General features: G+C 66.0%; 14 protein-coding genes. 4 read left to right on the forward strand and 10 right to left on the reverse strand.

The features are described from left to right. The 7 genes from DEU38_RS28505 to DEU38_RS15320 form a co-directional block, all read right to left on the reverse strand. Positions 1-1,389: hypothetical protein (locus DEU38_RS28505; RefSeq protein WP_181818796.1), on the reverse strand; the 1,389-nt coding region annotated here is incomplete at its 3' end. A gap of 28 nt (positions 1,390-1,417) precedes the next feature. Next, complete coding sequence (locus tag DEU38_RS15295) at positions 1,418-1,798, reverse strand: hypothetical protein (protein WP_114722259.1); 381 nt, start codon at positions 1,796-1,798, stop codon at positions 1,418-1,420. 15 nt (positions 1,799-1,813) lie between these two features. Beyond that, positions 1,814-2,326, reverse strand: a complete 513-nt coding sequence (locus DEU38_RS15300; protein WP_258557926.1) for a DUF3558 domain-containing protein — start codon at positions 2,324-2,326, stop codon at positions 1,814-1,816. A 116-nt stretch (positions 2,327-2,442) separates the two neighbouring features. After that, positions 2,443-2,814 (reverse strand): hypothetical protein, encoded by a 372-nt coding sequence (locus DEU38_RS15305; RefSeq protein ID WP_114722260.1) that lies wholly within the window; start codon positions 2,812-2,814, stop codon positions 2,443-2,445. A 38-nt stretch (positions 2,815-2,852) separates the two neighbouring features. Continuing rightward, positions 2,853-3,377: a DUF3558 domain-containing protein gene (locus DEU38_RS15310; protein WP_114722261.1), complete on the reverse strand. Its 525-nt coding sequence runs from the start codon at positions 3,375-3,377 to the stop codon at positions 2,853-2,855. A gap of 117 nt (positions 3,378-3,494) precedes the next feature. Further along, a complete protein-coding gene (locus tag DEU38_RS15315; RefSeq protein WP_114722262.1) occupies positions 3,495-4,235 on the reverse strand; it encodes a DUF429 domain-containing protein in 741 nt (246 codons plus the stop codon). A 21-nt stretch (positions 4,236-4,256) separates the two neighbouring features. Next, positions 4,257-4,883: a maleylpyruvate isomerase N-terminal domain-containing protein gene (locus DEU38_RS15320; RefSeq protein ID WP_114722263.1), complete on the reverse strand. Its 627-nt coding sequence runs from the start codon at positions 4,881-4,883 to the stop codon at positions 4,257-4,259. Between the two features lie 97 nt (positions 4,884-4,980). On the opposite strand from DEU38_RS15320, the gene DEU38_RS15325 reads away from it, so the two are divergent. Further along, positions 4,981-6,360 carry an FAD-binding oxidoreductase gene (locus tag DEU38_RS15325; protein ID WP_114722264.1) on the forward strand — a complete coding sequence of 460 codons (1,380 nt, stop codon included), beginning with the start codon at positions 4,981-4,983 and terminating at the stop codon, positions 6,358-6,360. Positions 6,361-6,369: 9 nt separating this feature from the next. Here DEU38_RS15325 and DEU38_RS15330 read toward each other — a convergent pair whose 3' ends face one another. From DEU38_RS15330 to DEU38_RS15340, 3 genes are all read right to left on the reverse strand, one after another. Beyond that, positions 6,370-7,449, reverse strand: a complete 1,080-nt coding sequence (locus DEU38_RS15330) for an AAA family ATPase (RefSeq protein WP_114722319.1) — start codon at positions 7,447-7,449, stop codon at positions 6,370-6,372. An 8-nt stretch (positions 7,450-7,457) separates the two neighbouring features. Continuing rightward, complete coding sequence (pnuC, locus tag DEU38_RS15335) at positions 7,458-8,084, reverse strand: nicotinamide riboside transporter PnuC (protein WP_114722265.1); 627 nt, start codon at positions 8,082-8,084, stop codon at positions 7,458-7,460. A gap of 330 nt (positions 8,085-8,414) precedes the next feature. Further along, entirely contained in the window at positions 8,415-8,609 is a 195-nt protein-coding gene (locus DEU38_RS15340; protein WP_114722266.1) for a hypothetical protein, read from the reverse strand. A gap of 18 nt (positions 8,610-8,627) precedes the next feature. On the opposite strand from DEU38_RS15340, the gene DEU38_RS15345 reads away from it, so the two are divergent. From DEU38_RS15345 to DEU38_RS15355, 3 genes are all read left to right on the forward strand, one after another. After that, positions 8,628-9,197 carry a hypothetical protein gene (locus DEU38_RS15345; RefSeq protein ID WP_114722267.1) on the forward strand — a complete coding sequence of 190 codons (570 nt, stop codon included), beginning with the start codon at positions 8,628-8,630 and terminating at the stop codon, positions 9,195-9,197. Beyond that, positions 9,190-10,053: a DUF6339 family protein gene (locus DEU38_RS15350; protein ID WP_114722268.1), complete on the forward strand. Its 864-nt coding sequence runs from the start codon at positions 9,190-9,192 to the stop codon at positions 10,051-10,053. Before DEU38_RS15345 ends, DEU38_RS15350 begins: the two co-directional genes overlap by 8 nt. 113 nt (positions 10,054-10,166) lie before the next feature. Next, positions 10,167-12,017, forward strand: coding sequence for an ATP-binding protein (locus DEU38_RS15355; RefSeq protein ID WP_181818798.1), 1,851 nt, complete (start codon positions 10,167-10,169; stop codon positions 12,015-12,017). The last annotated feature ends 1 nt before the right edge of the window (position 12,018 follow it).

Consider the following 12,018-nt stretch of genomic DNA (forward strand, 5'->3'; position numbering starts at 1 on the left):
GTTCACCAGGTAGCCGGGCGTCTTGTGCTCGGATTCGTCGTCACCGCGGCCGCGCGCCCCGGCGCCGGGCATCATGCCGGCACCTGCCGCGCCCGGGCGTGCCCCCGCCGCGCCCGAGCCCGATGTCGTGGCCGCGGTCGCACCCGTTCCGCCTGCGGCACCGGATCCCGCTCCGGAACCGATTCCGCCACTGACGATTCCACCGGATCCGTAGCCGCCGAGAGAACCTGCACCCGATCCGCCTCCTCCCCCGGATCCCAGTCCGCCGGCGCCGGCGGAGTAGCCGCCGATTCCCGATCCCGACGTTCCGAGACCGGACTGGCCGAGTCGGGTGCCGTCACCGCCCGACGCCGCCGCGGGCGCAGTCCAGGCGGAGGCGGGCGTGGTTACGGCGTCGGTCTGGTTGGGGTTGGGCGCGAACCGGTCGCTCGCGCCGGGCTCAGCGCCGGCTGCCGCGGGGTCGAACGCACCGACTCCTCCGGGAGCTGACCCGGCGCCCGGGGTTCCGCCGAGCAGCGGGGCACCCGGCATCGGTGTCGGGTTGTGCGGTGATCCCGAGTTCGGTCCTGCGTGCGGCGCATACGGGTTCGATCCGCCGCTGCCGGGTGCGCCGCCACCGGGTTGGGTTCCGTCGAGGTCGGTGGGGCCGTCGCCGATTCGGGGTGGTTCGGGGAGCCTCGGGACGTTGGTGTCGGCCTGCTGCATCACGGGTGTGTAGACGGTGCGCATGATCTCGATCGCCTGCTGGTGCGCCTCGTCCTGCTCGTGGAGGACTCGTTTGAGGATCCCGACGCTGGGCAGCACCCGGTTCAACGCGGATTCGAGGATGCCGCGCTCGGCGACCGGCGGCAAGGTGGCCTTCACCTGGTCGACACCGGTAGCCGCTTCCGTGATCTTGGTGCCGATGAGGGTTCCGGCCTCTGCCAGCTTCCCCGACTCCGTGACGTATCTATTCGTCGCGGCGACGGCGGAGTCTTTCGCGATTCCTTCCCACTTGCCTTCGGTCTCGTGGGTGATGAAGTCGCGGAAGTCATTGAGTGCCTGCGTTAGTGACTCGCCGATCTTCGTCCAGCCTTCGGCACTGGCGCGGAGCGAGCCGCCGTTCATCGCGTCGACGGCGGCCTTGATGTCCTCGTGCGACATAGTCTCGAACGCTTCGGGCGATCCGAGCGCGGGGGCATCGAACTCTCCACCGAACCGGCCGTACAGCCCGGCCTGCTGCAGGTAAATCTCGTCACGCTCGGCATTGCCGGCCGCCTGCTCGTCGCGGACGCGGTCGCGTTCGTTCAGGTCGTAACCCGTCACGAGATCGACCAGAGCATTGCCCGGATCGCGGACGAGCCCGTACGCCTCCTTGCCCAGGTTGCCTATGAAGTCGGTGAATCCCATCTGCTTCCCCCCTCCGCTAGTCCCGGCGTCAGAAGCCGGCGTCCACGTTCGTCAGTGATTGCTGATTGGCATCCTCGGCCGCCTGGTACTGGGCGCCGATTCGCTGAAACACCATTTGCATCTCACGCACCACCTCGATGTGGTCGGAGATGGCCTGTTCCAAGGGATAGTCACCACCCGATGCCTTGAGACCGAACTTGCGAGCGAGCGCGATACCGGACGGCAGTTGGTCGCCAAAACCCTCGACAACAGACAGACCCGCAGCTCTGGCCCGAACCTCAGACAGCGCGGCCATCAGATCTTCGCATCGGCCCGCGCACGCGTCAGCCACGCCGGGTTCCAGGTACAACGTACCGCCGTCGACGGCTGACACGAGCTCCTGCCAGGCCGACCTTTGACCATCAGACATGTCTACTCCCCTGGTTCACGCAGGTACGTGAGAAGCGATGGTGCCCGCCGCGCGGGTCGCTACCTCACACGGTTCCTGCTGATCTCTGGGCTTGGTCTTGCCATAGAAGCCAGCCTGCACGATGACTGCGCCGCCGTCCGAACTCAACGCGACGTCACAGCGCTCCCTGTTCCGGTCGGACACCTGCCGATACAGGACGCCCGGCCGCCCTTCCACATCGACTTCAGCGAACTCTTCGTTGTTCGCGTTCGAACGGACATCGTCGAGCGTGTACGTGGTCGCAAGCACGGTGACGTGGAAGGCCGGACCCCGCCACATACAGATATTCCATCCGGGTTGCTTGACGTCGTAGATGTCTTGCCCTTCGGTTGCCGGGTCTACCCCGACGGCACGCAGTGTGTCATCCGGAATGTCGTCGCACGGACTGAACGCGGGCTCCCCCGACGCGACTGCCTCCGGGTCAGCCGTCCCCGACACGGTTCCCGAACCACACCCCGCGAGCGCCAGTCCGGCACCGATCAACCCCACCGCAGCAACCCAACGCACCTGGCACCCCTCCCTCAACGCAGACCCGCTCCACCCTAAGCAGACGCACCACACCCGCGTTCGGTTCCATACCGATGGCGAATCGGATCCGATCGCTGTCAGAAACCGCCACCCGCGGTGGTCAAGGCCTGCTGGTTCGCGTCCTCGGTCGCCTGATACTGGGCGCCTATCTTGGCGAAGAGATCTCGCATCTGCTCGACTTGGGCGATGTGATCGGCAAGCGCTCTGTCCAGTGAATAATCGCCGCCTGAAGCTTTGCGTCCGAACTTCGCTGCCAGCGCGACGGCGGACGGGAGTTGGTCACCGAAGCCATCGATAGTCGAGAGTTCGCGGGCACCGTCCTTGACTGTCCGAAGCTCACTAATCAGCTGCTCACACCTCTCGGCACAACGCTGGGCCACGTCTCGGTCGAGAACCAGTTCTCCAGCGTCTGCGGACGACGCGAGCGAGTGCCACTGACTTTCGGACATCTAAGTGCCTCTCCCCTGCAAGCTCCTAGTTTCGCGAATCAACCTGGAATCACTGGTTCCAGCGTCGTTGCTGTCTGAATCGCCAACTGACATGGATCTCCCGATTGTTGGTTCACCTCGAACAGCCCGATGCGGACGATCGTTGTGCCCTCACCCGCGCGGAAGGCGACATCGCAGGTTTCGCGGCGAGAATCGGTGGCTTCGCGGTACGTGAAAGATTCGCGTCCGCCGATGCGTTGATCGACGAAGTCGACGTTCCTTGTATTCGCACGGACCTCTTCGACCGTTCGGGTGGTCGCCAGAACCGTGACTGAGTGATCACTCCCAGGCCATCGGCAGAGCTTCCATCCTGGCTGTGCCACCCCAAGGATGTCGCGCGACTCGGTCGCGGGGTCCAGCCCGAGTTTTGTCAGCAAGCCATCCGGAATTTCATCGCACGGGCTGAACACCGGTTCCCCCGCGGCGACGCCCTCGGTTTCAGCGTCGCCCGACACAGCCTCCGAGCCGCATCCTGCCAGTACCAGTCCCGCACTGATCAGCCCCACGACCGTCACCAAACGCACCCGGCATCCCTCCCTCGATCCAGACCCGCTCCACCCTAAACAGACGCACTGAAGTCGCGTTCGGTTCCACCTCTAGCGAACTGTCCCATTCCACCAACGCGTGGTAGCGGCAACCCCTCACACCAGCGACGACAGTGAACCGTCGGGGAGGTGTATCCAGCCCTCACGCTCGGCGGGATCCCGGTCGGCCGGCGCAGGCAATCGTGTCCGCCCGATCGCGGCTGCCCTCGCGATCACCGCCGCCGCCACGGCGTCGAATGCGTCGTCCGACTTCACGCACAGTGCGTGGAACTCGCCAAGTTCGAGCCCCGGCAGCGCTTCCTCGAACCGTCCGACCAGCTCCTCGAGTCTCGCTCGATTGGCCACACCCTTGTATCCGCGAAACGGCAGACCCCAACGCTGCAGCGCAGCCGCCGGATAGACCTCGACCACCGTCCCGTCGACGCGGTTCACGTCGACCCCCGACGCCGCGAGCTGGGCCAACAGGCCCGCGCACCGCAACGCCACGTGCGCGATCAGGTCCGCCGAGACACTCAGCGGCACGATGCCGGTCACCTGGTGGACGACGCGGTCGGTACGCCGCCGCACGAGCGGCAACCGGCCGGCCCGGCTGTTGAGCTCGAGTTCGCGCGACGACTCCCGTCGATGGTGTGCGACCACGAACTCGACGAACGCGTCCGGCCACCCGAACGGAGCGTCGATGCCGCACTTGTCGGCGCCCGCCACGGCCTCGATCAGTTGATCGTCGGTTGCACCGAGTCGCAGATCGACCACCCGCGCAGTCTCACCCTCCCAAACCACGCTCGCGACTGCGGTTTTCGACGGTTCGGCGGCCAGATCGATGCCGACGGTTCTCATACCGTCACGGTAGCGGCCACGTCACCGCATCACCGGCAGCACCTGACCGTTCGACCGCCCCGATGCCGCCTCGATGAACGCGCGCGGATCCGGCACCGCCGCCAGCACGTCGCGGGTGCGCTCGAGCGCCTCCGTCTCCGGTGCCGGACCGCCGACCGCGTCGATGACGTCGAGCAGATGCACCGTCGCCTCGAGGATCGCCATGTCCATGAACGCGCCCAACGACACCGAGCCGAGGATCGGGTGCGGGATGACGGTCTCGCGGGTCAGTCCGGTCAGCCGCGCGAACGCGTCGGGCAGTTCGACGTCGAACCGCTCGACCAGCGTCTCCCGTCGGGCGTCGGCCGCCAGCTCGCGGACCATCTCGGCGAGCTGCGCGTGCATCGGTTCCGCGACGACCGGGTCAGCATTGAAGACGCGGAGCATCTGCGCCGCACTCGTCACCTCCGCGACACCGTCCGACCCGGGCGCGGCGAGCATCGCAATCATGACATCGGGCGTGACGTGGACGTAGAGATCGCGCACGGTCCAGCCGGGCAGTCGGGTCTCGGTCGTCCACTGCTCGTCGGACAGCTCGCCGGCGCGCTTCGCCCACGCCCGCCACAGTCGGATCAGCAGATCCCGGTCCCCGTCGAAGCTCGATGCCACAGCGTTCCCCCTCTGTTCGGTTTGGTTTCCGTGTCCGACGCTAACGGCAGCGGATCGCCTCCGGTCGAAAACCGGGCATCCGGGGGATGATGGATTCATGACGACGGTCGATCCCGCTCTGCTGGACGAACTCATCGACGCACTGCCCGACGGTTCGGTGCTCACCGACCCGGACATGATCGCGGGCTATCGCCAGGACTGGGCCGCGGACCCCAACGCCGGCACCCCGATCGCCGTGGTCCGCGCGACCTGCACCGAGGACGTGCAGGCAACGATGCGGTGGGCGTCGGCCCACCGGGTGCCGGTGGTGCCGCGCGGGGCGGGGTCCGGGTTGTCGGGCGGGTCGAGTGCCGTCGACCGCGGCATCGTGCTCAGCACCGAACGGATGCGGGAGATCACCGTCGACCCGGTCACCCGCGTCGCCGTCACCCAGCCCGGCCTGCTCAACGCCGAGGTCAAGCAGGCCGCCGCCGAGCATGGGCTCTGGTATCCGCCGGACCCGTCGTCGTTCGAGATCTGCTCCATCGGCGGCAACGCGGCCACCAACGCGGGCGGCCTGTGCTGTGTGAAGTACGGCGTGACCACCGACTACGTGCTCGGCATGCAGGTGGTGCTCGCGGACGGCACCGCGGTGCGCCTGGGTGGGCCGCTCCTCAAGGACGTCGCCGGGCTGTCGCTGACGAAGTTGTTCGTCGGCAGCGAGGGCACGCTCGGCATCATCACCGAACTGACGCTGCGCCTGATCCCGGCGCAGCCGCCGGCGTCGACGGTCGTCGCCTCGTTCGACTCGGTCGAGTCGGCGGCCGACGCCGTCCTCGCAATCACCCGCGAGCTCCGGCCGGCGATGCTCGAGTTCATGGACCACGCGAGCATCAACGCCGTCGAGGATTCCGTCCGCATGGGCCTGGACCGCAACGCCCGCGCGCTGCTGCTGGCGCAGTCCGACGCGCCCGGCGCCGCCGGCACGCAGGAGATCGCGACCATCGTCGCCGCCTGCGAGAAGCACGGCGCCACCGAGGTGTTCGCGACCGACGATCCCGCCGAGGGCGAGGCCTTCACCGTCGCACGACGATCCGTGTTCCCTGCCGTGCAGGCGATGGGCAGCCTGCTGCTCGAGGACGTGGGCGTCCCGATGCAGGAGCTGCCGCGGCTGATCACCGGGGTCGAGGCGATCGCCGAGGACTGCGACGTCCTGATCTGCACCGTCGCCCACGCCGGCGACGGCAACACCCACCCCCTGATCGTCTTCGACCCCACCGACCCCGACATGACCGACCGGGCGCGCACCGCCTTCGCCCGCGTCATGGAGTTGGCAATTGCCCTGGGCGGCACCATCTCCGGTGAGCATGGCGTCGGACGGCTCAAGCGTGACTGGCTACCCGGCCAGCTCGGCGAGGACGTCATGGAGCTGAACCGGCGGGTCAAGACCGCGCTCGATCCGCTGGGGATCCTCAATCCGGGTGCAGTGCTGTCCTGATCCCGGGTCCTACAGCGGTGCCCCGAACGTCGAGCGTTGCGCGAGAGCAAGGTCGACGACCCGCTCCGCCAGATTCACCCGCTCGGACAGCGGACCGGTGAGCAGCACCCAGGACCGCCCGGTCGCCGTCAGCGCGTCCTCGAACCACCGCGTCATCTCGGCCCGCACGTGCTCGCCGTCGCGGATGCCGTCCTGCACGAAGGGCACGTCGATGTGATCGGTGAGCAGGTAGAGCGCCCGCCGGTCGGCCACGCCTTCCCAGGCGCGCCCGCTGTCGGTTCCGAGGTAGCGCCGCTCCCAGACGGTGGTTGCGAAGGCGTCGGTGTCACAGATCAGCACCGGCGAGCCGGTTCGGGCGGCGCTCTCTTCCATCCGTGTCTGTTCAACGGCGATGTGCGCGAAATCGTCACCGGTCCAGGTCAGCTCCTCCACCGCGACATCGGGGCGCACCGCGCGCAGTTGCGCAAGTTTGTCGTGGGTGGCCTGCCGCCCGTATTCGGGCACCCATCCGGTCCGCGACCATACGCCGCCGCGGTCCCGATAGCGGTTCGCCAGGGCTCGGCTGACTGTCGTCGTGCCGGTCGACTCGGCGCCGAGCACCACAATGCGGGTCGTCAGTCCGGCGCGGGCAGGTTCCTCGAGCTGGTCCCACTGGCCGGCGAGGTCGGCGCGGCACCCGGTCCCTGACACGCGGTGCGCGACCCGTTCGGGGTCGATGCAGACGTGGGTGGCCGAGAACCACCGCGCCAACTCGTCGCCGTACTTCTCGCTCGACACCACCGCGTCGATCGGTGTGGCGTCGACCTGCCGCACGGCCGCACGCATGCAGGCAACCTGGGCCGCCCACACCGCGGTCGATTCGAGATCCATCGGTGCGTCGCAGGCGATTCCGGTCACCCGCACCGCCGGATCGCTCGCGTGCGTCTGCCGCATCCAGGACACCCGGTCGGCGAGCGGGATCGACTCCGCCGCCGACGCCATCACCACGACCGTCACGCGATCCGCGGTCCGCGCGGCCGACCGGACCAGGTGGTGGTGTCCGCGGTGCGGCGGATAGAACTTGCCGATCACCAACGCGTGCCGGTACATCGGGGTCATCACGCCACCGCCGGCACGAGTTCGGTCGCGCGACTGCGTCGCCAGGCGAGCAGGCCGCGAATGCACAGCAGCAGGAATCCGGCGTAGAGCAGGGCGGTCAGCGTCAGTTCCTTGTGCAGGTACAGCGGGATGTAGATCAGGTCGGCGGCGATCCACAGCAACCACGACTCCCACCGCTTGGTTGCCTGCCCCCACGTCGCGAGCAGCGACAGGACCGTGGTGACGGCGTCCCAGAACGGGACCGTCGACGACGTCGCAGTCCCGAGGAGCACCGTCAACGCGGCGGTTCCGGCGATCCCCGCGGACGCGAGCCAGACCCATTCGGTCCCGGTGGTGCCGGTGACGGGCAGAGTGTCCCCCGCGCGCCCCTGCACCCAATTGCGCCATCCCCACACCGCGAGCGCGATGTAGACCACCTGCAGCCCCGAGTCCGCGAAAAGCCCTGCGGTGGCGAACAACAGGATCCATACCAGGTTGTTGGCGATGCCGATCGGCCAGTTCCATATCGACTGACGACCCACCAACCACACGCACCAGGCTCCGGTCACGAAGCCCAGCGCCTCCGCCCAACTCGTCGGCGCACCGAACGCGGTGAACGCCGTTGAGTTCAGAAAATCGATCATCACCCCTCCTTGGATCTGCACTGCCCGAACATTAGCGCACATCTGCGCTAACTCGGCATCCGGGTAAATGGATGGTCCGCGAACCTCGTTCGATACGACCCCCGCGCCGAACTGAACCAACGACGATTCGCGACTGCCCGTCGTTCCCCGGGCTGTCGAGCGTCCTGCTCGTAGACGACGCGAGGGCGCTCGTCTGGACGCGGCGCTCCCACCTGCTGCGCGGACACGACCGCGCAGCGATCAGTACGTTCTCTCACAGGGCGAATCCGATTCTGGGCCGCTCCGCCACTCGCTTCAGCTGATCCAGAAAGATGGCGTGCCCGCCCCGGTCCGTCACATCACGTTCTCTCGATGCCGGGAGAGTTCACGAGCAAGCACATCAAACCGTGGATGCCGCGACCAGGCATCACGGTCCCCGATGACGTACAGCCGCTTCTTCGCCCGGCTGACCGCAACGTTGACCAGATTCGGTTTCGATGCGGCCCACCGTTTGGCTCGACGCTCGTCACCGAGGTCGCGTCGGTCCACGGCGGCGCTCCCCGGGTCGTGGGACGCTCGATTCCCTGGACGATCGTCGTCGAACCGGGATCCGCACCCGTCAAGCCGGGACAGCCGCCGATCTCCCAATCGTGGATCGACTTCGGTGCGCCCGACTCGCCGCTGGTCGCACGACAGAGCCCCGACGCTCCGGCGGTGCTAGATCTGTCCGCCGCCCGGCCGATGCTGCTGCTGAACAGCGCGATTCCCGGGTTCCAGGATCTGTTGTCGTCGGAGACGGCGAAACTCGAGCGCCGGCGGACGAGGGAGCTCCTCGGTTCGCAGATCGCGAGATACACCCTGGCGACGCTGTTCCGTGCCGCGGCAGTGGAGATCGCGAGCGAGGACGACGAGCCGTCGCCGCCCTCCGACCCGCTGTTCCGCCAGGTTTGCGAGGCGGTCGCCGACACGATCCCCCACTTCGCTTCCGTCGACGAGCTGTATCAGCGGCTGCACGACTCGCACGGCAAGCGTGCCGAATCCGCGGAGTTGTGGACCCATATCGACGTCGCGATCGACGTCCTCGCGGGTGTACCGAACACCCTGGCGATGGTGACCGAGGAGATCCGCCGTGGCTGACCACGAAACCCTGCGACGCTATGTCCGCCGCCTCGACCCCGCTACCCGATCCCAGCTCATCGTGGACAACGCGTGGCTCAGCGATTCCGAAACCGTCGCGCGACGTGGTGGGGCCGCGATCGGGATCGGCGTCCTCGCCGGACTCATGGAAGAGTTCTCTGCACGTCTCGACACGTGGCGTGATCCGTCGACCAGTGACGGATGGCTGGCGCCGCGACTGCACTACGCCCTGCGTCTGACGCGGGCTGAAGCGTCCGATCCCGACGTGTGGACCTGGCTGGCGGTCCGATTCCACTGGTACGTCGAGTGGCGTTGGGATGGCCGTAAGGGCATCGTCGAGAACCGTTGGCGCGGCGAGATTCACAAGCAGGCGTTCGCACTACTGTGGTGGGGCGCCGAACTGTTCCGCAACGGCGCCGACTACGGTCCCGTCGTACGCGCGTTCATTCGCCAGGATCTGCCCAACAGCTACCTCCATCGCCCACTGGTCCGGTGTCGTTCGCTCGCTCTCGCCCTCGTCGACGTGATCTTGCCTAGGGACGGAGAGACCGCGCTATCAGCCGATGACGTGAACGACCTTGCCCGCGTGCTCAATCTCGTCACAGCTGGCTCGCTACCGGAGGTTCAGACGAACTTTCAGCGCGACGATTCCCGCAACCTTCAGACTTGGGTGCGCAACGGGGCGTCGGCGGCCGACTGGGACGAACTGCCCGTGGGTCCCCCGTGCGCCGACACAACAAGCGAATCACTCGCTGGTGGGCGAATGCTTGCTGAGCGGGGGCGGGAATTCGCCCACGAAGCGGCAGAACGTCTCAACACTCGATCCGCGAAGCGTCGAGCCACAGCGACTCGGTGAGATGCCGAACCCGTGGCTCCTGTCCGACATTCTCAGGCGTCAAGCATCCGACCGTCACACGCTTGATAAGTTCGTCCGGTCTTGAGTGAGATTCGCGAAAGGAACTGATCAGGGTGGGGACTCCAACCGACGACGAGTTGCGGGAACGATTTGCAGGCAAGGCGGCCGATCCTGTCATCACGGAGATTCGCTTCCCCCGATACAAAGCGTTGGCGCCGAACCTCACAATCACCTTCACTTTCCCGATCACCGCGCTTGTCGGCCCAAACGGCTCGAACAAGTCGTCGATTCTTCACGCGCTGTATGGCGCTCCGAGCGGGAAGAGCCTGTCTGACTTCTGGTTCTCAACAGCTGTCGACGACATCGACAGTCGCACTCGCGCCAATGAGAGCACGCTGCAACGCTTCATCTACAAATTCCGCACACACGTGAAGGATCGATCGATCATCGGCGAGTGCCGGAAGGCACGAGGCAAGAAGCCGTATCGCCAAGTCGAGGTTCCGAAAGCACTCGCAACGAAGAAGGACCCGGACTACTGGGAGTCTACGAAGCGGGTGGCGGTCGACCACATGGCCGACATCCCTGTTGATGATCCTGAAGTCGCGCACCTGCTCTCCGACACGAAGGTTCGTTGGAATCCAGTCCCGAAAGATGTCGAGTATCTGGACTTTCGGTCTGAGCTCTCTGCATACGACAAGTACCTCTACCATGCAGCGGAGGATCAGTGGACCAAGATGGCCAACGGCAAGAAGTTTCGCGTACTCGACAGAGCCGAAGGCCTCGCACGGGCCTTCGAACAGCGAGCACGAGCAAAGGACAATGAAAGGATCCTGGAGCCCGTCCGTCATCTTTCCGATAGCGTGGTCAGCGACATCTCACACATCCTCGGGAAGAAATTCGCATCCATCAAGATCGTCAAACACAAGTTTTATTCTTCGACCGGCTACTCCGCGAAACTCCGCCTCGCCGATGGCGAGTATTCCGAAGCGCACGCCGGCAGCGGCGAGTTCGCGATCGTGCGGCTTGTCGACGCAATATCCGAGATGGACAACAACGGGCTTCTCCTCCTCGACGAACCCGAGGTATCGCTGCACCCGGGCGCCCAGAAGCGCCTCGTCAACTTCCTGAAACGACAAGTAGTCCGTAAAGGCACACAGGTCGTCCTGTCGACCCACTCCCCTTCCATCGTTGAGGAACTCCCAGCCGAAGCGATCAAGCTGCTGAGCGCGGACCCAGAGACCGGTGAGGTCTCCCTGATCTCGGATGAGACGCACCCGAGTCAAGCCTTCTTTCACATCGGACATACGACAGGGCTGAAGAACAAGCGAATCATGGTCGAGGACGCACTCGCCGCTGAGATCGTCTCCCGCGCAATCACTGTCCACTGCGACGATCTCCGCGGCATTATCGCGCCCGTGATTTTCCCTGGGGGTGCAGGAAACCTTGTCACGCATTCCCTTCCTGCACTCGCACTCGCCAAGGCCACTGACGTCGTGATGCTCCTCGACGGCGATCAGCGTACTGACAGCGCCGACTGGACGGAATGTGACCGAATTCCTGCCACAGCGCAGAACCGCGAGCTTTGGCAAGAGTTGGCAAAGAAGCTCCTCGGATGCGTACCAAAGCACTTCGCGAACACCAAAGGGCAGGAGGTTGACGACGAAAGCGTCGTGAAGAACCTTCGCGACATCCTGTTGTGGGGCCGTGACAACATCTACTACCTCGACGGCAAGGTTCCAGAAGCCGCGGTCCTGGCTGAAACCGAGGACTGGGATCCCGAGTCAAAGACCCGGGAGTCCAAGGCCCGATTTGTTGAGATCGCCAGAGAGACCTTCGGACACTCCGCGTCTGCTCGCGTGTCGTCCACCGACATCCTCAGCGCTCAGCGCATTCGACTGAGCAAGCTCGACGAGTCGAGCCCACTGATCAAGTCCGCTTACGCCGCGATCGACGCAGTGCGCTAGG

This window comes from Rhodococcus sp. AG1013 (genome assembly GCF_003350365.1).
GTDB lineage: Bacteria > Actinomycetota > Actinomycetes > Mycobacteriales > Mycobacteriaceae > Prescottella.